Origin of the sequence: Massilia sp. CT11-137 (assembly GCF_047302885.1) — a bacterium.
Taxonomy (GTDB): domain Bacteria; phylum Pseudomonadota; class Gammaproteobacteria; order Burkholderiales; family Burkholderiaceae_D; genus Telluria; species Telluria orientalis.
Genome location: NZ_JBKYMP010000001.1, coordinates 641,040 through 664,343, shown reverse-complemented (window position 1 = coordinate 664,343; position 23,304 = coordinate 641,040). Strand labels below are relative to the sequence as shown.

Genomic DNA, 23,304 nt, shown 5'->3' with positions numbered 1-23,304 from the left:
TTCAGGAATGCTTGCAACCGCAAGCGGTTGGTGAGGAATGCTGCTCCCCGGGACGCGGTACCAGGTCGACGCCGCCGTCGTTCCACGGATGGCAGCGGCAGACGCGGCGCAGGGCCAGCCAGCCGCCGCGCGCGGCGCCGTGGATCTTGACGGCCTCGATCGCGTAATTGGAACAGGTCGGAAAGAAACGGCAGTTCTGTCCGAGCATCGGAGACACCAGCAACTGGTAACCGCGCAACAGCCAGACGAGCAACCGGTTCATGATAGTCCCGGTTGCGAGCCTGAAGGCGCAACGCTTGCCGCCTGTGGAGCGGCCTGGGCATTGCGCGGACGCGGCATTTGCGACGCGAACAGGCGTGCCAGTTCCACGCGCAACTGCGCCTTCAACGCGGACGTCGTCGCCGGACCGTCCTTGCCGTTGACCGGACGCGACAAGCGCACGATGCAGTCGAGCGCCGGCAGCTGCGTGGTCCGGAACAGTTCGCGCGTGATGCGCTTGATGGTGTTGCGCGTGACCGCGCGCGGCGCAAAACGCTTGGCCGCGACGACGCCCAGCCGCGCATGAGGCAGGGCATTCGGTCGGGTATAGAGCACGAAATGCGCGGTTTTTTGTGCAGGGCGCAAACGAAAAACGGATGAAAACTCATCCGTTTTTACGATACGCCGAACGCGCGCAAAGTCGTGCGAACCTTCGCCTGACATAGGTCGTAGGCGTGGTCGATGCGGCTTTCCGGGCTTAGACAGCCAGGCGCTTGCGGCCCTTGGCGCGGCGAGCGTTCAGGACAAGGCGGCCACCACGGGTAGCCATACGTGCGCGGAAGCCGTGCGTGCGCTTGCGACGGACGACGGAAGGTTGGTAAGTACGTTTCATGGTGGTCTCGCTTAAAGCAAAATAGATGCAAAATCGGGGCTGAGCTCACGGATAGCGTCGAATAACCTGCTGCACGTTGCATTTTTGAACTGCGATGCTCGCTGTACTCACGTACAGCTGCGCTTCTCGTTCAAAACTGCTGCCGCTCGCGACGGTTCTTCGAAGCTCCCTGTTGCCAGCATTGCGCCAATGACATTTCGCAGTTGTTAAGCCAGCGTCACGCCACAGCAAAGCTTGTCGCCTGTGTGCACTTAAAAGGGCATCTCGAAAACCGTCGCGAGCGGCAGCAGTTCTGGCAGAGAAGCGCAGCTGTACGAAAGTACAGCGAGCATCGCAGGCCGGAAATGCAACGCGCAGTAGGTTTGCGAGGTGCCCAAACAAAGCGTACGGGCGGGGAACCCTGAATTATTCAGCATTTTGAGTTCAACTGTCAAGGCACCAGTTGTGTCAAGGCCGCGTTATTGTGCGCCGCAAACGGTTGCACATGCACGTCAGGCGCTCCCGTTTCGGTGGAAAATTCCTGTATCGCCTGTGGATAACTTGCGAGAACACAGGTAAAATAGAGTGTTACGCTTAACTTAGTCGATGTATGGATAACTTTTGGCAGACCTGTTCCAACCAGTTGGAGCTCGAGCTGACACCGCAGCAATATACCGCGTGGATCAAACCACTCGTCGCCCTTGACTACGAGGACGGCAAGCTGCGCATTGCGGCGCCCAATCGATTCAAGCTCGACTGGGTGAAGTCGCAGTTCGCCAACCGCATCACCGCGCTGGCGTCCGAGCATTATCAGCGGCCGGTCGACGTGCAGTTCGTGCTCGACCCGAAGAACAGCATGCCGAAAAAAGCGGTGTCGTCGGCCCCTGCCCCGATGCCGTCCAGCAGCGGCGCGCTGGGCATCAACGCCGCCGCCGACAAGACCGTGCCGGAGATGCCCGTCGTCACGCCGGACAATGTCATCGCGAACAATCCGCGCCGCGAGCAGAGCCGCGTCAACCCGGACCTCACGTTCGAGAACTTCGTGACCGGTAAGGCGAACCAGCTGGCGCGCGCCGCCGCGATCCAGGTCGCCAACAACCCGGGCGTCTCGTACAACCCGCTGTTCTTCTACGGCGGCGTGGGCCTCGGTAAGACCCACTTGATCCACGCGATCGGCAACCAGGTGATGGCCGACCAGCCGGGCGCGCGCATCCGCTATATCCACGCGGAACAGTATGTGCGCGACGTCGTGACCGCGTACCAGCGCAAAGGCTTCGACGACTTCAAGCATTACTATCACTCGCTGGACATGCTGCTCATCGACGATATTCAATTCTTCGGTGGCAAGAGCCGTACGCAGGAAGAATTCTTCTATGCGTTCGAGGCGCTGATCGCGGCGAAAAAGCAGATCATCATCACGTCGGATACCTATCCGAAAGAGATCACGGGCATGGACGATCGCCTGATCTCGCGCTTCGACTCGGGCCTGACGGTCGCGATCGAACCGCCGGAACTGGAAATGCGTGTGGCGATCCTGATGAAGAAGGCGGAATCGGAAGGCGTGATGCTGAACGACGACGTCGCCTTCTTCGTCGCGAAACACCTGCGCTCGAACGTGCGCGAACTGGAAGGCGCGTTGAGGAAGATCCTCGCGTACTCGCGTTTCCACGGCAAGGACATCACGATCGACGTCGTGAAGGAAGCGCTGAAGGACCTGTTGTCCGTGCAGAACCGCCAGATCTCCGTGGAAAACATCCAGAAGACCGTGGCCGATTTCTTCAACATCAAGGTCGCGGACATGTATTCGAAGCGCCGCCCGGCCAACATCGCGCGTCCGCGCCAGATCGCGATGTACCTGGCGAAAGAGCTGACGCAGAAGAGTCTGCCGGAAATCGGCGAACTGTTTGGCGGCCGCGACCATACGACGGTGCTGCACGCGGTCCGCAAGATCGCCCAGGACCGTACCAAGAACGCCGAGTGCAACCACGAATTGCACGTGCTGGAACAGACCCTGAAAGGCTGATGCGTGAACGCGGGGGAAAAGGCTGTGCCCCCGATGATTTCTGGCAAAATATTGCGCGAACAACATTTTTACCCTACCCATAACCGAGGATATTTATGCAACTGGTCAAATCCACCCGAGACACGCTTCTCCGGCCACTGCAGATCGTGAGTGGTATTGTCGAGCGTCGGCACACCATGCCGATTCTGGCCAATATCCTCATCCGCAAGACTGGCGAAAGCGTCTCGTTCCTGTCGACCGACACCGAGGTGCAGATCACGACCCTGGCCAACATCGGTTCGGGTCCTGAAGAGACGGGCACGACCGTCGCGGCACGCAAGCTGCTGGACATCCTGCGCGCCCTGCCGGAATCGGGCGACGTCACGATGACTCTGTTGAACAAGCGCCTGACCGTCCAGAGCGGCAAGTCGCGCTTTGCGCTGCAGACCCTGGCGGCCGAGGAATTCCCGACCGTGTCCGTGGCCGACAGCTACAACGCGACCGTCACGCTGCCGCAGAAAACGCTGAAACACCTGTTCAACATGGTGCACTTCGCGATGGCCCAGCAAGACATCCGCTACTACCTGAACGGCCTGCTGCTGGTGCTGGACGGTAACAACGTGATCGCCGTCGCCACCGATGGCCACCGCCTGGCATTTTCCCAGGTGACGGCCGAGCAGACGTTCGAGCGCCAGGAAGTGATCATCCCGCGCAAGACCATCCTGGAACTGCAGCGCCTGCTGGAAGAAAGCGACGACGAAGTCCGCCTGGACATCGCGGCTTCGCAGGTCAAGCTGACGTTCGCCGATATCGAGCTCGTCTCGAAACTGGTCGAAGGCAAGTTCCCGGATTACACCCGCGTGATCCCGAAGGGTTACAAGAACGACTTCACGATCAGCCGCGATGAACTGCTGCGCTCGCTGCAGCGTGCCGCGATCATGACGAGCGACAAGTTCAAGGGCGTGCGCTGCATGATCTCTCCGGGTTCGATGAAGATCAGCTCGACCAACGCCGACCAGGAAGAAGCGGTGGAAGAACTGGAAATCGACTACGGCGGCGACACGATCGACATCGGCTTCAACGTCACGTACCTGCTGGACGTGCTGAACAACCTGAAGTGCGACCAGGTGAATATCTCGCTGGGCGATTCGAATTCGTCGGCGCTGATGTCGATTCCGGAGAATGGCGACTTCAAGTATGTCGTCATGCCGATGCGTATTTAATTAGGGCGAAGCGCCCATATATTCGTCCTGTTGTGCGGGGACTCAAGTGGTGATTGGGCCCCTGCCTGCGCAGGGGCGACGGTTTTAAGGCCGCGTACCTCAAAACCGTCATTCCCGCGAAGGCGGGAATCCAAGCTGAACTACCGAAGTCGTAGCGCAAGCGTCCCGCCATAATCCGACGACACAAGACAGCCGGTCCCGAAAGCCCGCCGTCTGATTCACACGTTATTTGAGAAAGCAGTCATGTCCGAGAACACTCAAGCAGTTTTGGAATCCTCCCCTGCCAAGGCGGAAGAGTACGGCGCCTCGTCGATCCAGATTCTGGAAGGCCTGGAAGCGGTACGCAAGCGTCCGGGCATGTACATCGGCGACACGTCGGATGGCACCGGCCTGCATCACCTGGTGTTCGAGGTGCTCGATAACTCGATCGACGAGGCCCTGGCCGGCTACTGCTCCGAAATCCACGTCACGATCCATTCCGACAATTCGGTCTCGATCACCGACAACGGCCGCGGCATCCCGACCGGCATCAAGATGGACGACAAGCACGAGCCGAAACGCTCGGCGACCGAGATCGCCCTGACGGAACTGCACGCCGGCGGCAAATTCAACCAGAACGCCTATAAAGTCTCCGGCGGCCTGCACGGCGTGGGTGTGTCCTGCGTGAACGCACTGTCGAAACTGCTGCGCGTGACCGTGCGCCAGAACGGCAAAGTGCACCAGATGGAATTCGAGCGCGGCGTTCCGCTGAACCGCGAAATCGAAATCCGCGACGGCGTGGAAGTCTCGCCGATCAAGGTTATCGGCGAAACCGACAAGCGCGGCACGGAAGTCCATTTCTGGGCCGACGAGGAAATCTTCTCGCACGTCGAGTTCCATTATGAGATCCTGAGCAAGCGTATCCGCGAACTCTCGTTCCTGAACAACGGCGTCAACATCAAGCTGACCGACCAGCGCACCGGCAAGGAAGAAGTGTTTGCCTTCGAAGGCGGCACCCGCGGCTTCGTCGAGTACATCAACAAGTCCAAGACCGTCCTGCACCCGACCGTGTTCCAGGCGACGGGCGACCGTATGTCGGAAAACGGCACCAATGTCTCGGTCGACGTATCGATGCAGTGGAACGACGCGTACAACGAGCAAGTGCTCTGCTTCACGAACAACATCCCGCAGCGCGACGGCGGCACCCACCTGACGGGCCTGCGCGCGGCGATGACGCGCGTGATCAACAAATACATCGACGAGAACGACTTCGCCAAGAAGGCCAAGGTCGAAATCTCGGGCGACGACATGCGCGAGGGTCTCACCTGCGTGCTGTCGGTGAAAGTGCCTGAGCCGAAGTTCTCGTCGCAAACGAAGGACAAGCTCGTGTCGTCGGAAGTGCGCGGCCCGGTCGAAGAGATCGTGGCGAAGACGCTCACCGACTTCCTGATGGAAAAGCCGAACGACGCCAAGATCATCTGCGGCAAGATCGTGGAAGCGGCGCGCGCGCGCGAAGCGGCCCGCAAGGCCCGCGACCTCACCCGCCGCAAGGGTGTGATGGACGGCCTGGGCCTGTCGTCGAAACTGGCCGACTGCCAGGAGCGCGACCCGGCGCTGGCCGAGCTGTACATCGTCGAGGGTGACTCCGCAGGCGGTTCCGCCAAGCAGGGGCGCGACCGTAAGTTCCAGGCCATCCTGCCGCTGCGCGGCAAGGTGCTGAACGTGGAAAAGGCGCGCTTCGAAAAGATGCTGTCGTCGGAACAGATCACGACGCTGATCGCGACGCTCGGCACGTCGATCGGCCCGGACGAGTTCAACGTCGACAAGTTGCGTTACCACCGCATCATCATCATGACCGACGCGGACGTCGACGGTGCCCACATCCGCACCCTGCTGCTGACCTTGTTCTACCGCCAGATGCCGCAGCTGGTCGAGCGCGGCCACATCTACATCGCGCAGCCGCCGCTGTACAAGGTGAAAGCCGGCCGCGACGAGCGCTACCTGAAGGACGACGTCGAGGAAGCGAGCTACATGATGCGCTTCGCCCTGAACGGTGCCGCCCTGATGCCGAAGGAAGGCGCGGAGACGATCACCGACGGCGCGCTGGGCGACCTGGTCGACAAGTACAACAAGGCGAACGCGATCATGATGCGCCTGTCGCGCGTGATCGACCGCGCCGCCCTGTCCGCCATCATGACCGGCGTGAAGCTGGACCTGTCGACCCAGGAAGCGGCCGAGAAATCGGCGCAGGCGCTGGCCGACGCGATCCACGACACGAGCGTGAAGGTGGGCGTGCGTTCGGACGAACTGTCGGACAAGCACAGCCTGCGCATCGAACGCATCCACTACGGCAACGTGCAAGTGACGTCGATCGACGCCGACTTCGTCGCCGGCGCCGACTACAAGACGCTGGAAAACTCGGCCGAGACGTTCCAGGGCCTGATGGGCGAAGGCGCCATCATCCGCCGCGGCGAAGGCGAGAAGATGAAGGAATTCGCCGTGCGCGACTTCCAGCAGGCCATGGAATGGCTGCGCGAGGAAGCGGAGCGTGGCGTGTCCAAGCAGCGTTACAAGGGCCTGGGCGAGATGAATCCCGAGCAGCTGTGGGAGACGACCATGGATCCGACGGTGCGTCGCCTGCTCAAGGTGCAGATCGAGGACGCCATTGCTGCCGATCAGATCTTTACGACGCTGATGGGAGATGACGTGGAGCCGCGGCGGCACTTTATTGAGTCGAATGCACTGCAGGCGGGGAATATCGACGTTTAAAATTGGGGCAAAGAAAGGCAGCAGCATTCGGACGTTACGAGTAGCGACACTTCGTAAGCGTGACGAGAAGGAGGTCCCCTGCCTCCTTCTCTGTTCAATCGGCGCCCTGCTCTAAAAAATCCTTAATCCTGTCGAGTAGTGCAGGATCGCGTAGCTCGCATTCCCAGATTACCAGCACCTTCCAACCCTCATCCATGAGCGCGCGCATGTTACGCTCGTCCCGCTCTTTATTTGACTCGAGCTTGGACATCCAGAAATCCGCGCGCGATTTGGGAATCCGGGCGTTGTGACACCCATCGTGTGAATGCCAAAAACACCCATGAACGAAAATTACTTTTCTGCGCCCAGGAAATACCAAATCCGGGCGGCCCGGAAGTTTGGATACATGTAATCGGTAACGGAACCCGGCGTTATGGATCAGGCGTCGCACGTACAGTTCCGGGCGAGTATCCTTGTTTCGAACCCGTGACATGATTTCGCTACGCCTGGCGACACTGACGGTGTCAACCATCTTCCCTCCCCAGAGAAGCTCGCTATCATAAAGCGCTTCCGTTAATATTGTTGCAGCTCAACGGACGCTAGTCTTCTAGTTGGGGGAAGACCACGATTTTTAAAGGTCAGTGGGTACTACACGACACCTTCAACTTGGACTGCTGTACACATGTACAGTAAAATGTACCCAACTTACCATCTCCAACGGCACCGATATCTTATATTTGTGTCAATTTCAGAGCCGGTTGCAGCGATTTTTACTTGCGATTTTCACAATAAATTATGACGATTAACTCGATTGAATTATTTGCTGGCGCCGGAGGATTGGCTCTCGGGTTTTCCGGTCACAATGTGATACACGAAGCGGTAGTGGAGTGGAACACGCACGCCTGCAATACAATCCGTTTAAACAAAAAAGAAAATGTTGACCCGGTAGCTCATTGGCCAGACGTAACGGAAGGAGATGTGCGGAAATTCGATTATGCGAATTTCAACAATATCGACTTGGTCACTGGTGGGCCGCCTTGCCAACCATTCTCGCTCGGAGGCAAACATGGCGGCTTTCTGGATGTCCGTGACATGTTTCCCCAAGCGGTCAGGGCCGTACGCGAGACAAATCCACGCGCTTTCGTTTTCGAAAATGTTCAAGGCTTGACTCGAACCGCCTTCAAGGATTATTTCGATTACATTCTTCTACAATTGGAATTTCCGTCGTTGAGTGCGGACGCCACGGAAGAATGGTTGCTACACCTGGATAGACTCCGTCAGCATAAAGCGTCGGGCGCACCGAGTGAATATCGAGTTAAATGGAAATTGGTGAACGCGGCGAACTATGGTGTTCCACAGAAACGCATGCGCGTGTTTATTGTCGGATTCCGCGCCGATCTCGGGATCGATTTCGAATTTCCAGAAGAAACCCATAGCCAGCATGCTCTGTTGTTAACACAATGGGATTCTGGGGATTACTGGCAACGCCATCAGGTGGCCAAACGTGATCAACCGATGCGACCAGTCGGGATTGAGCGTATTCTCGATGCAATCAAAAAGAGTCAGACCGGAAGTCGGTTTTCGCCATGGTTAACGGTGCGCGATGCGATTTCCGATCTTCCTGACCCGGAAACGAATCCACGAGCATCGCGGGTTCAAGCGCATAAGTTTCAACCCGGCGCACGGATTTACCCCGGCCACACAGGCAGTCCGTTGGACGAACCTGCCAAAGCCCTAAAAGCCGGTGACCACGGTGTGCCCGGTGGAGAGAATATGTTGCGCCGACCAGATGGCACAGTGCGATATTTCACCGTCCGCGAATCCGCGCGCATTCAAACGTTCCCGGACAATTTCATTTTCCAAGGTTCTTGGACTGAAACCATGCGTCAATTAGGTAACGCCGTGCCGGTTCGACTGGCTTCTGTCATGGCCGAACGCGTATGTGACTACTTGAAAGCCGCCGAGCAACAAACGCTTGATCTTGCTGCTTAATCCAATAACGGATCGATTTCGATCCCGTACGGATAACTTTTTCCCGTTTTATAAAGCACCATACCATAGCTGATGATCGCACCCCGCCAGCCATCGCCAAGATGAGTAACAATGGCTTGGAGTAAGTCATGTGCCACGTGATTGACGGATTGCAGGTGAATAGTGCTCTGCTGCACGCTCGCAGGAACATCGTATCGGAAGACATACGGCAATTGGAGCTTCATCGTTGCGAGAAGGCTTCCAAGTTGAATGCCACCCTCAAGATCCAAGTCAATCGCAACCGGGTAGTCATCGATAATCGGGTGCTGTTGATCGAATTTTCCAGGCTTGGTCGTGTCTCGCTCTTTCCCGGGATCTTTGGGACCGAATCCCGCACCGTTCCACATGTCTGAATATTGTGCCTTGAATAATCCAATCAAGATATCCTCATTGGCAGCGGTACTCATACTGTGATCGAGTATCAAGACCTTATATGCAAGCTTATCGAGATCAATATGACGACGACCGCGTAATTTCGTAAGATGCTGCGCGAGCCGATCTTTGACGTTATTTGCCTTACCGATATAACGAGGCTGACCGTCATAAATCAGCATGTAGACCCCTTGCGCAGAGCGGACCTCTGCCTGGAATTCGTGCAATCGACTGAGCGCGGCATCATCCAACAGCGAGGCCGATAACGTTTCCAGTTTGTTCTTCAACTGCTCGGAGACGGTACGGAGAAAGTCGAACACATATAAATCTTGCACTTGGAACCTTAGTACATTCGGTAAATAGATATATCCTAACCCATCGTTCCGTACTCGACAAACCTTGACTGGATCAGTCGAGCCGACCATCTGTCTCGGAAAAATGTCTCGAAAATCCGCTGATGGCCTGCGCTACAATCACATAATCACGATTCCTGCGCAATGAAAGCCGACAAGCCCCTCGCCCTCTACCGCCAACTGCGCACCCAGCCATTGTGGCGCCTGCTGGCGGCCGACACGGGGCCGACTGTGCTCGCACTACTGCAAACCCACTTGTACGACGCCGACCGCAGCCTGCCTGCGTCGATCCTGCACGAGCGCATCGAGCGCGACCTCGAGCAATTACGCAACCGTGGCGAGGACTGGCCGCAAACGGCGCAGTCGTACGTGGCGCGCTGGCTTGCCGAAGGCTATCTGGAACGGCGCTTTCCGGCGGGGTCCAAAGAAGAAGAGTACGAACTCGCCACCTCGACCGTCGAGGCGATCCGCTATGTCGCCAGTTTGACCAGGCCGCACAATGCGGCAACCGAAAGCCGTCTCGGTCTGGTCATCGGGGCGCTGGCCAAGCTGGCCGACGATACCGATAACGACAAGGGACGGCGCATCGCACGCCTGCGCGCAGAGCAGGAACGGATCGCATGCGAGATCGCGGACGTCGAGCGCGGCACGTTCCAGGTGCTGTCCGAAAGCGCGGCATTGGAACGCACGCGCGAGATCATCGCGCTGGCCGACAATCTCGCCGGCGATTTTCGCCGGGTGCGCGACCAGTTCGAGCAGCTGAACCGGCATCTGCGCGAGCGGATCATGGACAACGATGGCAGCCGTGGCGACGTACTCGACGCGCTGTTCGCCGGCATCGATGTCATTTCGGAGAGCGAAGCCGGACGCACGTTTTCCGCGTTCTGGCGCCTGCTCACCGATCCTGTCCAGTCCGCGTCGCTGGACGACGCGCTGGACCAGTTGATGTCACGCGATTACGTCGCGGCTCTTGATCCCGATGAACGCCGGTTCCTGCTGCGGCTGACACGAACTTTGTTGGACCAGGGCGGCATGGTTCACGACGTGCTGCAGTCATTTGCGCGCAGCCTGAAGAATTTTGTGCAAAGCCGTGAATTCATCGAACAGCGCCGTCTGAACCAGTTGTTGCGCAAGGCCCAACGAGCGGCGCTCGCGCTGAAGGATGAAGTCAAGGCAACCGAGGCACTGCAATACACGCTCCCGCTCACCAGCAGCAGGCTGTCTTCGCTGTCGCAATGGGTGCTGCATGATCCTGCGCTGCAGGCGCTGCCCGACCGCATGACGGACGGCGATACCGCGCTACTCGACCTTTCGATGATCGGCGACCTTGTCGCTCAATCGGAAATCGATTTCCGTTCGCTACGGGAAAACGTGAGCAACGTGCTGGACATACGTTCGCAAGCGTCCATCGGCGAAGTCTTGCGCGAGTTTCCGGCCAGCCAAGGCCTTGGCAGTGTGCTCGGCCTGCTCGCATTAGGCGCGCGGCATGGCATCGTGGGGGAAAGCGGCGAAACCGTCGCATGGATCGGTGGCGATGGTGTCGCCCGCCAAGCCCGCATTCCGCTCATCTATTTCTTAAAGGAGAAGCTCAGTGACGTCCGGGCCGGCACATGAAAACACGATGACCCAAGCAACCGGTCATGAAGAACAGCCTGCCGACGTGTTATTCGTCAACGACACGGGCGAGCTGCCGCTCGACACGCGGCGCGTATTGGTGCAGCTGCTGTCCGGTCCGTCGCTGGAGGGACGGCGGCATCCTCGGCTCTGGCCCGTCCTGCTGCGCGATGAACAAGTCATCCGGCGCCGCCTGGCCGAACTGTTCCTTGAGCTCGTGCTGGACCGGGATGTGCAGGTCGCATTCACGTCCCAGGTGGCCGCCGAGGAGCTGGACATTCCCATCCTGCTGCGGCGCGCGCAACTGACTTTCGTCGACTCGGTCCTGCTGCTGTTCCTGCGCCAACGCCTGACCCAGGCCGAGTCCCACGGTGAGCGCGCCGTGATCGCGCGCGACGAGATGGTGGAGAACCTGATGCCCTACGAGCGTGCCGCCAGCACGGACCGGGCAGGTTTCAGCAAGCGGGTCAACGCGTCGGTCGAGAAACTCAAGAAGCACAATATCCTGCAGAAGCTGCGTGCCAGCGAAGACCGTTTCGAGATCGCGCCGACCCTCAAGCTGCTGTTCTCGGCCGAGGAAATCATCGCCCTGACCGCGCTGTATGACCGCATGGCGGCCGGCGAATTGCCGACGCTGGCACGCCAACCGCTGGACGACGACGAGGACGAGTGACCATGAACATGCCGATGCCGGACACCGGCGAACAATTCCGCATGACCCGCCTGCAGGTCTTCAACTGGGGCACGTTCAGCGGTCTGCACGACATCCCGGTCAGCAAGCGCGGCTTCCTGATCGTCGGCCGTTCCGGCGCCGGCAAGTCGACTCTGCTCGATGCGTTGTCCGCCCTGCTGGTACCGCCGCGCTGGATCGATTTCAATGCCGCCGCACGCGAAGCCAGCCGCGCTGGCCGCGACCGCAACCTGGTCAGCTATGTGCGCGGCGCCTGGACCGCGCAAACAGATGCCGCTTCCGGTGAATCCGCAGTGCGTTACCTGCGCGCCGGTACGACCTGGTCGGCCCTGGCTTTGCAGTATGAAAACGAAGCGGGGCAGCAGGTGGCGCTGGTCCAATTATTCTGGGTGCGCGGCAATGCGAACAGCAACCGCGACGTGAAATCCTATTTTCTCGTCCTCGAGCGCCTCTTCGACATGCGCGAACTGCAGGATTTCGGCAGCACGAATTTCGATGTGCGCAAGCTGAAACAGGCGCTGCCGGATGCGTTCGCGCGCGACGAATTCCGGCCATATTGCGAGCGCTTCTGCCGCCTGCTCGGCATCGACAGCGAGATGGCCTTGCGCCTGCTGCACAAGACGCAATCGGCCAAGAATGTCGGCGACCTGAATGCCTTCCTGCGCGACTTCATGCTGGACAAGCCGGAAACGTTCGAGGTTGCGGATCGCCTCGTCAGTGAGTTCGGCGAACTGGATGCCGCGCACCAAGCCGTGGTGACCGCGCGCGAACAAGTACAGGTACTCGCGCCGGCGCGCAGCCGGCACCAGAAAATGGAAGCACTCGCGCTTGAGCGCAATGGCCTGCAAGAACTGCTGGCGGGCATGCACAGCTATCGCGAGCGGCTGCGCATGACCTTGCTGGCCGAGCACATTGCTGCGCTCAGGATCGAACTGGAGGGCCTGGCCGGCAACGTCCAGCGTCACCAGAACGTGCTCGACAATCGCAGCGCCGCGTTGCGCGACCTCGAACGCCAACGACGGGAAGCGGGTGGCGAGCAGATCGAATTTTTCAGAAGTGAAATCGAGACCTTGGGAGTCCAGCGCAAGGAGCGCATGCGCAAGCGATCGCAAGCGGTCGATGCCTGCAAGGCGCTCGGCTGGGATTTGCGGCCGGACCCACAGGGTTTTGCCGAACTGCTCGGCATGGCGCGCCGGGAAATCGATGAATGGCAAAACGATGACCTGCAGCAGCAAGCCCTGCTGACATTGGACCGCGAGGCGACGGAGGTCCGGGCGCGGCGCGTCGTCGTCGACCATGAACTCGCCTCGCTGCGACGCCAGCCGTCGAACATTCCGGCACCAATGCTGGAACTGCGACGCCAGATCGCGGAGGCCATCGGGGTCGCAGAAGCGGCGCTGCCATTCGTGGGCGAACTGGTCGAGGTCAAGCCGGAAGAACATGCGTGGCGCGGTGCGATCGAACGTGTGCTGCACGGGTTTGCGCTGTCGATCCTCGTGCAGGAAGACCAGTACGCCGCCGTGTCCGCCTACGTCAACGACACCGACCTCGGACGCAAGCTGGTCTATTACCGCACGGTGCGTGGCGACCAACCGGCGCGGCCGCTGCAAACGCAATCGCTGGTGCTGAAGCTGAACGTCAAGGAAAATGGATTTTCCGGCTGGCTGCAGAACGAATTGCGGCAACGCTTCGACTACGACTGCGTCGATACACTGCGGGCGTTCCGTGCCGCACGCGAGCGCGCGCTCACGCGCGAAGGCCAAATCAAGCACAACCGGTCACGCCACGAAAAGGACGATCGCACCAGCGTCGAGGCCCGCCAGTACTGGGTGCTCGGTTTCGACAACCGCACCAAGCTTGCTCTATACGAGGAGGAGGCCCGGCAACTGCGAGAACGCGAAGCCCGGCTCGACACCCAATTGCGGGCATTGCGCGAACAGCGCCAGGCGCGCGCCGCGCGCCTGTTGCAATGCCAGACCCTGGTCAACCTGCAATGGCAGGAAATCGACGTGTTGCCGCTGGCCGACCGCATCGCCGCCATCCAGCGCCAGCTCGACGCGTTGCAGAAGGGGAACACCGACTTGCAGCGCATGGACGAGCGCCTGCGCCAGCAGGAAGACTTGGTGCGGGAGGCGCGCAATGCGCTGAACGATGAACTCGTCGAACAACGGTCGCGCCAAAAACTGTGTGCGGAACAGGAAGAGCAGTTGTCCGCACTGCGGGAGGACCCGTCCATCGTGGCGCTGACGCCGCACCAGCAAGCGGGCTTGGCGCAACGGTATGCGGCCTGGAACGGAACGTTACGGTTGAAGGACGTGGACAGCGCCGACCGGGCCGTCGGCAAAGGGCTGCACGACGACATCCGTGCGGTCGACGCCGATCTCGCGCAAGGCGAAAAATTCGTCGAGGCCCAGTTCGCCATCTTCATCAACCGCTGGCGCGCGGATGCGGACGGGCTCGATGCACGCCTGGCGGCGGCACCTGATTTCTTCCGCAAGCTCGTCCGCCTCGAATCGGACGGTTTGCCCGCGCACGAACAGCGCTTTTTCGACCTGCTCCAGAACCAGAGCCACCAGAATCTGGCCGCCTTGTCCAGCTACCTGAACGACGCGCGCAAGGCGATCCTGGCGCGCATGGAACTGGTCAATGACAGTCTGCGGCAAGTGCCCTTCAACAGCAGCGAGCACCAGCGCACCTACCTGCATATTCAGCCGAAGGATCGACAGTTGCCCGAAGTGCAGCAGTTCAAGCAGGACATTACGGCTGCGCTCAAGCATGCGTGGATCGACGACCGCGAGTTCGCCGAGGCCCGCTTCATGGACTTGCGCCGCCTGGTGAACCGGCTGGCCAGCCAGGAATCGGAACATCGCCGCTGGCGCGAAGCCGTCCTCGACGTGCGCCAGCACGTCGAATTCATCGGCCGCGAGTTTGACGAGGAAGGCCAGGAAGTGCAGGTGCACCAAAGCGGGGCCGGCCTGTCCGGCGGTCAGCGCCAAAAGCTGGCGACGACTGTGCTGGCCGCGGCCCTGCGCTACCAGCTCGGCGGCAACGATACGGGTATTCCACGCTACGCGCCTGTCGTGCTGGATGAGGCATTCGACAAGGCGGACAATGAGTTCACCGCCCTTGCCATGAACATCTTTGCCAACTTCGGTTTCCAGATGATCGTCGCCACGCCGCTCAAATCCGTGATGACGCTGGAACCTTTCATCGGCGGCGCGTGTTTTGTCGATATTCGCGAACGCAAGGTATCGAGCGTACTTCTGATCGAATACGACGATGAACGCCAGCGCCTGAAACTGGCCGACCGCCTGCCCGAAGGGGACACGCTTGAAACTGCCGAATGAAGTGCACGCCCTGCTGCGGCGTCGCTTCGACAACCGTCATCGCGAATGGTTCAACGCTCCGGATACCGGCGAAGACTGGCCGCTGACGATTCCTCTCGGCGTGCCCACGGAGCAAGCGGCAAAGACTCGCCTGGACGCGGCCCTTGCCTGGGTGCGTGCGTGGCAGACGTGGCGGGGCGCGGGCATGTTGCAGTGGACCGAACGCCAGTGGCGCACGCTGGGTACGCAGCGCGTGCCCGAATCGCTGCGTCTCGGCGGCGTTCGTGACGTGGCCGCATGGCTCGACGAGGTGGAACGCTGGGACCGGGCTCGAGGTCGGCAGGCCGGGATGGTCCGGCGCTGGCCCGTGTTGACGGGACGCCTGGGCCGATTTTTCGACGTACTTGCCGATTATGACGACCCCGATTTCGAACGGTTGATCGCCACATTGGACTGGCTGGAACGGCATCCCGACTCCGGCCTGTACTTGCGCCAGTTACCCATTGCCGGCCTCGACACGAAGTGGATCGAGGCACGCAAAGGCGTACTCGCGGACATGTTGTGTCACATAACAAACCGCGCCGATATACCCGGCGACTTTCACGCCCTGTGCGGTCTCCGCCGCCCGCCGGTCCGACTGCGCATGCGCGTGCTCGACCCTGCGCTGCGTGCTCGCGTGGGTGGACTCGGCGATCTCACCGTACCCGTCAACGAGCTGGACCAGTTGGACCTCGCACCGCGGCATGTCGTCATCGTCGAGAACCTGCAGACGGGACTCGCATTCGGGGACCTCCCCGGCACGGTGCTGTTCATGGCGCTGGGTTATGGCGTCGACCTGCTGGCGAGGGTGTCTTGGGTACGTGGCGCGCACAGCTTTTACTGGGGCGACATCGACACCCACGGCTTTGCCATCCTGAGCCTATTACGCGCACAGCTGCCTGCGGTTCGCTCGCTGTTCATGAACGAATCCACCTTGTTGGCCCACCGCGCATTGTGGGCCAGTGAACCAACGCAGCACGCCGCGCATGAACTGCCGCATCTCGATCCCGTGGAGCAGGCCCTGTACCACATACTCAAGCAACACGTGCTGGGCTCCGCGGTACGGCTGGAGCAGGAACGGATTTCCTGGGACATCGCCTGGCCGGCGCTCAACGATGCGCTGGCACAAGTGGATTGATCGAGGCGATGAGGTGCGATGCTGCGGCACCTCGAAATTGCATATCAAACAATCAATACAGCACCGTCAATTCAACAACCGGCTGTGCTTGGGCAGTTGCGCCGCCAGATAATCATGCTGATCGGCGAGGATATTCCGGCCGCTCAGCAGGTAATGCTCCGCGCGGCAGGGAACATACGGCACGTAGATCAGCGGCCGGAATTGCTCCACCAGCAGATTGCCCTTCTCCTGGTTGCAGCGCTTGCAGGCGGTCACGCAATTCATCCACGTGTCCTGGCCGCCGCGCGACCTCGGCAGGATATGGTCGCGCGACAGTTCCTTGTGCGCGAAGCGGTTGCCGCAATAGGCGCAGGTGTAGCGGTCGCGCTTGAACAGTAGATCGTTCTGGTGCGTCAGCGGCAGGCCGGTCCTGAACATGCGCGTCATGATTTCGCTGCCGGCGATGGCAATGATCGGCTTGACCGCGATTTTCGACTGCACGCCCGACTTGGAATAGCCGCCGCGGAAAACGAATTCGCGGCCGCCCAGTTCCCAGGCCACTTTGCCGAGTGCGTAGTACAGGATGGCGTCCTCGGGCGCAATCCAGTCGAATGGGTTACCTGCAATATCGAGTGCCAGGATTTGCGTGTTCATCGTGTCACCTTCATTCCGTAGTGACAGCGTAGCTTGAACACAAATAAAAGTCAGCAATCGTGCGCTGACTTCGGCGTCAGCCCCGCAATCTCACGGGCTTGGTGCCGAACGTCGGCACCGTCACCGGCTTCGCCAGCCCGGCCAGGAAGCGGCCCAGCGGCGCTTCGACCCAATGATAAAACACCGCCCCGGACGCCACGCTGGCCGCCCACGCCCACACGACGCCTGCGCCTTGCAGATAAGCATCATCCGGAACGAAGCGCGTGAACGCCGCATTCACGACCAGGCAAACCGGAAAGTGGACGAGAAAAATCGAATATGAGATCTTGCCCAGGTAATTGATGAGCGACCATCCCGAGCTCGCATACGTGCCCAGCCGCGTGCGGCCGTACAGGCACAGGAAGGAGGCCACGACGGACGCCACCGCGATGCGGATCCGGAAATCCAGTTCCAGCGCCAGCACGGCCGGCACGACCATCATCAACAGCAGGGAGAACGTCGCCATGAACGGCCGGCGCGGGTCGCTCGCCCACCACGCGAGGATGCCCAGGCCGTAGCTGCCGAAAAAGTAAGGCGCCCACACGTCGAAATCGGCGTCGCGGTTAAAGTACAGCAGCGAGATGCTCACGCCCAGCGTGACCAGCAGGGGCATCAGCCAGGGCATGAAGCGGTTGCCGGCGATGCGTCCGCCCAACCACAGCAGGCAAGTGATCAGCGCATACAGCTGGAAATCGATGGCGACATACCAGGCGCCGGCGGACAGCGATTCATAGCCCAGCACGCTGTGCAGCAGCAGGACGTGCGCGGCCAGCTGGGACATGTTCGGCGGGGCCGAGATCGAATCGTGGACCATCCACGTGCGCGCGAGCGCGGACGCGCCGATCGCCAGGAACATGGCCACGATGAACGGCGGCGCCAGCTTGATGTAGCGGCGCCAGATCGTGCCCAGCGGATTGCCGATGCCCGGCATGCCGGACGGCGACAGCGATTTCGCGACGAGGAACCCGCTGATGACGAGGAAGGCCTGGACGGCGATGCGGCCGTACTGGTCGAGCCAGTCGATAATCGGCGGCATCAGCGGCCGCGCGGCGTCGGCCATCGGGCCGTAGAACGCCAGGTGGTGCAGGACGATCAGTTGCGCCGCACCGGCTTTCAAAAGGTTGATCAAACCAAACTGTTTTTGGACCGTCGCGTTCGGTCCAGACACTCCCGGATCTTTCATGTGTGAGCCCAGCCATTTCAGTGTTGCTCAGCATTAATTAAGCAACAATGTTGCGGAAACAGCTGAGCGGGCGGCCATCATAGCCGAGCTGAATTGTGCGGGACCACGCTTTACACCTCGTAAAGCCTGTTACATTAAGATGCAAATTAATCGTAAAAATAATGGCTTAAATAACGTTTTGCGCGCGATTTCAGCCATTCATGGTAACTAAACTGTTTCAAGAACAACTGCCATACGCGTAATACCCCGCCGACGTCTGCCTCACATCCGTATATGCGGCGACCATGTAATACCCCAGATACTGGTTCGAATTCTTCGCATACACCTGCCCATCCGCCCCGATGTACGCCCGGCCGGCCGACACGTGCGACACATTGCTGGCATACCAGTGACTGCACGCGAACGGCGCCGCCGCGTTGCCGCTGACGATCTTGTCGATCATGGTCTTGATGGCGACCATTTGCCCGCCGCTCTTGGCCGGGAAATTCACGTCCTCGTAGCCCCACCAGTCCCAGCATCCGCCGGGATTGTTCGCGGTAACGATCGTTTGCGGATACAGCACGATCATGTTGTTCGTATCGGCCCAGCGGTTATAGCCGGCATTCTGGTAAAACGCCGTGCCGACGACGGACGCGCTTTGCAGGCAGCCGTGGAATGCCACGTGCAGCCGGCAGGATTGACCCGCGGCACAGCTGGCCGGCACGTAGGCGTAGCCGCTGTTGGCCATGCTATAAAAATTCGGATTGAAATTGCCCCAGAAAACGGACTGGTCGAAGTTGATGAAGCTGCCGGACAGCACACCCGTGTTCTTCGGATTCAGTGGCCCATAAATCCATTTCAGGATCTCGCCCGCGGTATCGAAGTTGCAGTTGTCGACGTACGGGCTGCCGTTGATGGCGCAGCCGTTGCCGAAGAAATCCGTCGGGACCGAATGCTCGGCCGCGAGATTGTTCTTGTAATAGATATTGGCGGCCGGGAGATACGAACCGTACATCGTCCTGAGGTCGTCCATCACGGGTTGGCGGACCGTGGAATCGATCGTCCCCGACAGCAGATAGACCTTCGATGCGGCCATATTGCTGGTCGGGTCGATATAGCCATTGCCCGACCACGTATTCACCACCGACATCAAATACGGCAGATTGCGCGAGCCGGTATTCGCCATGCACGGACCGACCGAGATCGCGACGTTCCCCTGCGAGCAGTAGACGGGCCCGCCGGCGATGATGCCTGCGCCCTTTTTCACCGTTTTCGAATACGCGAAATGCATCTGCGCCGCCATGTGGGCGCCGGACGAAAAACCGGAGACCGACACGTCGTTCACGCTGACGTTGTACTTCGGTAAAGCGACGACCGCCGCGAAGGCGCTCGTGCCGAGAAAACCAATGAGGATGCCGGCAAGCTGCCTTGCCCTGATCTGGATGGTCATGCTGTCTCCGATTGTTCTATAGGTTTGACCCGGATCAGCTTAGATGAGGCAGACCGATGTGCAAGCGCAAACGATGTGCGCTTGCGATCAGGCGGCTGTGCAAAAACGATGCATCCGGAGCGGAAGCACGCGGCGTGTACCATGTGCGCATGACCTATCGCCTCGCCATGTTCGATTTCGACGGCACGCTCGCCGACTCGTTTCCCTTCGTCCTCACCGTCTTCAACACGATCGCCGACCAGCACGGCTTTCGCCGTATCGACGTCGCGCGCGCGGACGAACTGCGCCACCTCCACGTGCGCCAGATGATGGACCACGTCGGCATGCCGGCCTGGAAGCTGCCGCTCGCGTCGAAGACCTTCATCGCGATGATGCGCGCCAGCGCCCACGCGATTCCTTTGTTCGACGGCATCGCGGACGCGCTGCGCCACCTGCACGACCGGGGCGTGGTGCTCGCCGTCGTCTCGTCGAATGCCGAGCACAACGTGCGCGCGGTGCTGGGACCCGAGCTGGCGGCGCTGATCCGGCGCTTCGAATGCGGCATGTCCGTGTTCGGCAAGGCAAGCCGCATCCGGGCCGTGCTCAAGGCCTGCGGCGTGGCGCCGGCGGATGCCATCTACATCGGCGACCAGGCGACGGATGCGGAGGCGGCGCAAAAAGCCGGCGTGGCGTTCGGCGCCGTCCACTGGGGCATTGCCACGATCGAAGCGCTGCGCGCGGAGGCGTGCGCCACTGAATTCGTGACACCGGCGGCGTTATGCCGGATCGCACCGTCTCCATAAGCAAGCAGGCCGGGCACCTCGTGCCGCGCGAAGGCAGGCATCACGCAAACGTTACGCTTGGGCACAGCGTGCCCAAGCTACGTTGCATGTAAATAGTTCGCATGCTAAACTTTCGCATATCAACAGTGAACAAGAAAAGTATTTACGAGGATCAACATGCGACTCACCGACCAGACCCTGAGCAGTCTCACCGCCGCGCTGACCCACGCGTCGCGCGCCTACCGTGCCGCTGCCGACAAGGTCGCATCCGACTTCGGCCTGTCCCAGGCGACCGGGCTGCCGGTGCTGGTCATCCACCGCTTCGGCGAGAACGGCGTGCGGCCGGGCATCCTGGCCGAGACGCTGAGCCTGGAAGCGTCGTCGCTCGTGCGCGTCGTCGACCACCTGATCGGATCGGGCCTCGTCGAGCGCCATGAAGATCCGCAGGACCGCCGCGCCAAGATCCTGCGCCTGACCGACGAGGGCCTCAAGACCGCCCACCAGATGGACCAGGCGCTGACGCCCTTCCGCCGCAAGCTGTTCGGGCAGTTCGATGCGGCCGATGTCGAGGCCACGCTGCGCGTCCTGTCCGGCCTGCCGACGGCCATCGCCACCATCCAGGGTGCGTGAACATGCCAACCCGGTCGGAGATCCTGTTCTCCGTCAAGTCATTCGCGGCAGCGATGCTCTCGGTCTATGTATCGATGCGCATCGGACTGCCGCGACCGTTTTGGGCCATGATGACGGCCTATATCTGCGCCGCGCCGTTCGCCGGCCCCGTCCGCTCCAAGGGGCTGTATCGCGCGGGCGGCACGGTGCTGGGCGCCATCGTCGTCACGTTCCTCGTGCCGCGGCTGATCAACTCGCCCGAACTGCTGTCGCTGGCGCTGGCGCTGTGGATCGCCGGCTGCTTGTATGTGTCGCTGCTCGACCGCACGCCGCGCTCGTACATGCTGATGCTGGGCGGGTATACGGCCGGCCTCATCGCCTTCCCCGCCGTCAATGAGCCGGCCGCCATCTTCGACATCGCCCTCGCGCGCGTGGAGGAGATCCTGCTCGGCATCACGTGCGCTACCGTCGTGCACAGCCTCGTGCTGCCGCAGCCGTTCGGTCCGATGCTGGTGGCGCGCCTGGACAATGCCGTGCGCGACGCCCAGCACTGGATCCGCGACGCACTGAATCCGGCCGGCGACGCCCGCAGTGCCGGCGACCGGCGCAAGCTCGCGGGCGACATCACGGAAATGCGCCTGATGACCACGCACCTGCCGTTCGACACATCGCACCTGCGCTGGACGGAGAAGGCGGTGAATGCGCTGCAGGAACGCCTGGCCGCGTTCGTGCCGATCGTCTCCGGCGTCGAAGACCGCCTGACGGCGTTGCGCGACCTGGGCGCCACCGAGGTATCGGAACGGTGGCACGCGCTGCTGCGCGACGTCGTCGCCCTCACCGGGAGCCCGAAGGACGTGGCCATCGATGCGCAGGGCGCCGCGCTGCGCCAGCGCATCGACGCCCTTGAACCGAAGGTCGACGAGACGCTGGGCTGGACCGGCATGATCGAAGTGAACCTGGCCGCGCGCCTGCGGCGCCTGATCGAGATCTGCGTCGAGACGCGCGCGCTGCGCCAGCACATCGACGCGGGCGTGCACGGGCGCCTGCCCGAGGCCGTACGCCACCTGCCGGGCGTGCCGGTGAGCGCGCTGCACCTGGACCGCGGCATGGCCGCGCTGTCCGCCTTCGCCGCCGCGGTCGCCGTGCTGGCCTGCTGCGCGTTCTGGATCCTGACCGGCTGGCCGGCCGGCCCCGCCGCCCCGATGATGACGGCCGTGCTGTGCTGTTTCTTCTCCACGCAGGACGACCCGGTCCCGTTCATCAAGACCTTCATGTGGTACTCGATCTACGCGATCCCGCTGTCGGCCCTGTACCTGCTGGGCATCCTGCCGGCCGTGCACAACTTCGAGTCGCTCGTGCTCGCGTGCGCCCCGACCTTCCTCGCGCTGGGCGTCTTCCTCGCGCGTCCCTCGACGTTCGGGCGCGCGATGCCCTTCCTGTTCGCGATCTGTGGCACGCTGGCCATGGTCGACACGCACAACGCCGACATGGTGTCCTTCGTGAACAGCACGCTGGCGCAGGTGGTCGGCTACATCGCGGCCGCCGTCACGACGAGCGTGTTCCGCCGCGTGGGCGCCGGCTGGACGGCGCGCCGCCTGCTCAAGGCCGGTTGGAGCGAACTGTCGCGCATGGGCAAAGGCGAGCGCGTGCCGTCGCTGCCGGAATTCTCGGCCAGGATGGTCGACCGCGTGGGGCAGCTGACCCCGCGCCTGGCATTGGCCGGCAAGGACCAGGACCTGCAGGCCGTCGACGCCCTGCGCGACCTGCGCATCGGCCTGAACATGACCCTGTTGCAAAGCGTGCGCGCCCGGCTGGGCCGCGGCGAAGCGGCCGTTGGCCCGCTGATGAAGCAGCTGTCGCGCCATTTCGCGCTGCGCCCCAGGGTCGACGCCGGCTGCGAACGCAGCCTGCTGGACACGCTCGACAACGCCCTGCGCGCCATCTGCGCCGGCGAACGCGACGCGGCCCAGCGCGAGGCGCTCGCTGCCCTCACCGGCATGCGGCGCGACCTGTTTCCCAAGGCGGCGGCATATCAGCCGTCGCTTGCAACTGCAATCTGAAAGGAGATCCGATGATCGGCGAAGTCAGCATCTACGGCCTCTACGTTCCTCCGCTCCTGCTGCTCACGCTGGCGGCACTGGTGGTCTCGCGGCTCATCAACCTGGTCCTGGCGAAGACGGGCTTTTATCGCGTCGTCTGGCACCCGGCCCTGTTCGATTTTTCCCTGTTCGTCATCGTGCTCGGCGCACTGACGTATTACACACGCAACTGGTCCTGAGATGGC

Annotated in this window: 20 protein-coding genes; 12 read left to right on the top strand and 8 right to left on the bottom strand. The window is 61.2% G+C overall.

Annotation, left to right across the window (positions count from 1 at the left end; translation table 11 throughout):
• Position 1: 1 nt before the first annotated feature.
• From yidD to rpmH, 3 genes are read right to left on the bottom strand one after another with little or no spacing between them, the layout of a single operon-like run.
• Entirely contained in the window at positions 2 to 262 is a 261-nt protein-coding gene (gene yidD / locus ACEN98_RS02995; RefSeq protein ID WP_056126914.1) for a membrane protein insertion efficiency factor YidD, read from the bottom strand.
• The gene (rnpA, locus tag ACEN98_RS02990; RefSeq protein WP_413338521.1) at positions 259 to 702 is read right to left on the bottom strand and encodes a ribonuclease P protein component; all 444 of its coding nucleotides are present in this window, start codon (positions 700 to 702) and stop codon (positions 259 to 261) included. The genes yidD and rnpA overlap by 4 nt, the downstream gene beginning before the upstream one ends.
• Before the next feature lie 34 nt (positions 703 to 736).
• Positions 737 to 871 carry a 50S ribosomal protein L34 gene (rpmH, locus tag ACEN98_RS02985; protein ID WP_075796440.1) on the bottom strand — a complete coding sequence of 45 codons (135 nt, stop codon included), beginning with the start codon at positions 869 to 871 and terminating at the stop codon, positions 737 to 739.
• 589 nt (positions 872 to 1,460) lie between these two features.
• Here rpmH and dnaA point away from each other — a divergent pair.
• The 3 genes from dnaA to gyrB all read left to right on the top strand — a co-directional run bounded on the left by dnaA (position 1,461) and on the right by gyrB (position 6,823).
• Positions 1,461 to 2,873, top strand: a complete 1,413-nt coding sequence (gene dnaA / locus ACEN98_RS02980) for a chromosomal replication initiator protein DnaA (protein ID WP_371763268.1) — start codon at positions 1,461 to 1,463, stop codon at positions 2,871 to 2,873.
• A 95-nt stretch (positions 2,874 to 2,968) separates the two neighbouring features.
• On the top strand, positions 2,969 to 4,075 hold the full coding sequence (gene dnaN / locus ACEN98_RS02975) for a DNA polymerase III subunit beta (RefSeq protein ID WP_413338524.1): 1,107 nt from the start codon (positions 2,969 to 2,971) through the stop codon (positions 4,073 to 4,075).
• Positions 4,076 to 4,318: 243 nt separating this feature from the next.
• The gene (gene gyrB, locus ACEN98_RS02970) at positions 4,319 to 6,823 is read left to right on the top strand and encodes a DNA topoisomerase (ATP-hydrolyzing) subunit B (protein WP_413338526.1); all 2,505 of its coding nucleotides are present in this window, start codon (positions 4,319 to 4,321) and stop codon (positions 6,821 to 6,823) included.
• 94 nt (positions 6,824 to 6,917) lie between these two features.
• On the opposite strand, the gene ACEN98_RS02965 is transcribed toward gyrB, so the two are convergent.
• Complete coding sequence (locus tag ACEN98_RS02965) at positions 6,918 to 7,334, bottom strand: very short patch repair endonuclease (RefSeq protein ID WP_413381320.1); 417 nt, start codon at positions 7,332 to 7,334, stop codon at positions 6,918 to 6,920.
• Positions 7,335 to 7,597: 263 nt separating this feature from the next.
• Between ACEN98_RS02965 and ACEN98_RS02960 the strand changes: the two genes are divergently transcribed.
• Complete coding sequence (locus ACEN98_RS02960; protein WP_413338529.1) at positions 7,598 to 8,794, top strand: DNA cytosine methyltransferase; 1,197 nt, start codon at positions 7,598 to 7,600, stop codon at positions 8,792 to 8,794.
• Here the strand turns inward: ACEN98_RS02960 and ACEN98_RS02955 are convergent.
• On the bottom strand, positions 8,791 to 9,525 hold the full coding sequence (locus ACEN98_RS02955) for an Eco29kI family restriction endonuclease (RefSeq protein ID WP_413381318.1): 735 nt from the start codon (positions 9,523 to 9,525) through the stop codon (positions 8,791 to 8,793). The genes ACEN98_RS02960 and ACEN98_RS02955 overlap by 4 nt on opposite strands.
• A 177-nt stretch (positions 9,526 to 9,702) precedes the next feature.
• Between ACEN98_RS02955 and ACEN98_RS02950 the strand changes: the two genes are divergently transcribed.
• From ACEN98_RS02950 to ACEN98_RS02935, 4 genes are read left to right on the top strand one after another with little or no spacing between them, the layout of a single operon-like run.
• Positions 9,703 to 11,172 carry a DUF3375 domain-containing protein gene (locus ACEN98_RS02950; RefSeq protein ID WP_413381316.1) on the top strand — a complete coding sequence of 490 codons (1,470 nt, stop codon included), beginning with the start codon at positions 9,703 to 9,705 and terminating at the stop codon, positions 11,170 to 11,172.
• A 7-nt stretch (positions 11,173 to 11,179) separates the two neighbouring features.
• On the top strand, positions 11,180 to 11,845 hold the full coding sequence (locus ACEN98_RS02945; protein ID WP_413381314.1) for a DUF4194 domain-containing protein: 666 nt from the start codon (positions 11,180 to 11,182) through the stop codon (positions 11,843 to 11,845).
• 2 nt (positions 11,846 to 11,847) lie between these two features.
• Complete coding sequence (locus ACEN98_RS02940) at positions 11,848 to 15,210, top strand: ATP-binding protein (RefSeq protein WP_413381312.1); 3,363 nt, start codon at positions 11,848 to 11,850, stop codon at positions 15,208 to 15,210.
• A complete protein-coding gene (locus ACEN98_RS02935) occupies positions 15,194 to 16,366 on the top strand; it encodes a Wadjet anti-phage system protein JetD domain-containing protein (protein ID WP_413381310.1) in 1,173 nt (390 codons plus the stop codon). The genes ACEN98_RS02940 and ACEN98_RS02935 overlap by 17 nt, the downstream gene beginning before the upstream one ends.
• Positions 16,367 to 16,432: 66 nt before the next feature.
• On the opposite strand, the gene ACEN98_RS02930 is transcribed toward ACEN98_RS02935, so the two are convergent.
• The 3 genes from ACEN98_RS02930 to ACEN98_RS02920 form a co-directional block, all read right to left on the bottom strand.
• Entirely contained in the window at positions 16,433 to 16,999 is a 567-nt protein-coding gene (locus tag ACEN98_RS02930; protein WP_413338535.1) for an HNH endonuclease, read from the bottom strand.
• Positions 17,000 to 17,075: 76 nt separating this feature from the next.
• Positions 17,076 to 18,167, bottom strand: a complete 1,092-nt coding sequence (locus ACEN98_RS02925; protein ID WP_413381308.1) for an acyltransferase family protein — start codon at positions 18,165 to 18,167, stop codon at positions 17,076 to 17,078.
• Between the two features lie 271 nt (positions 18,168 to 18,438).
• Positions 18,439 to 19,650 carry a PHA-depolymerase-like protein gene (locus ACEN98_RS02920; RefSeq protein WP_413381305.1) on the bottom strand — a complete coding sequence of 404 codons (1,212 nt, stop codon included), beginning with the start codon at positions 19,648 to 19,650 and terminating at the stop codon, positions 18,439 to 18,441.
• Between the two features lie 149 nt (positions 19,651 to 19,799).
• Between ACEN98_RS02920 and ACEN98_RS02915 the strand changes: the two genes are divergently transcribed.
• The 4 genes from ACEN98_RS02915 to ACEN98_RS02900 all read left to right on the top strand — a co-directional run bounded on the left by ACEN98_RS02915 (position 19,800) and on the right by ACEN98_RS02900 (position 23,298).
• Positions 19,800 to 20,432 carry an HAD hydrolase-like protein gene (locus ACEN98_RS02915; RefSeq protein ID WP_413381303.1) on the top strand — a complete coding sequence of 211 codons (633 nt, stop codon included), beginning with the start codon at positions 19,800 to 19,802 and terminating at the stop codon, positions 20,430 to 20,432.
• 156 nt (positions 20,433 to 20,588) lie between these two features.
• Positions 20,589 to 21,041, top strand: a complete 453-nt coding sequence (locus ACEN98_RS02910; protein ID WP_413381301.1) for a MarR family winged helix-turn-helix transcriptional regulator — start codon at positions 20,589 to 20,591, stop codon at positions 21,039 to 21,041.
• 2 nt (positions 21,042 to 21,043) lie between these two features.
• Complete coding sequence (locus ACEN98_RS02905) at positions 21,044 to 23,080, top strand: FUSC family protein (protein WP_413381299.1); 2,037 nt, start codon at positions 21,044 to 21,046, stop codon at positions 23,078 to 23,080.
• 11 nt (positions 23,081 to 23,091) lie between these two features.
• Positions 23,092 to 23,298 (top strand): DUF1656 domain-containing protein, encoded by a 207-nt coding sequence (locus ACEN98_RS02900; RefSeq protein ID WP_025511664.1) that lies wholly within the window; start codon positions 23,092 to 23,094, stop codon positions 23,296 to 23,298.
• Positions 23,299 to 23,304 lie beyond the last annotated feature (6 nt).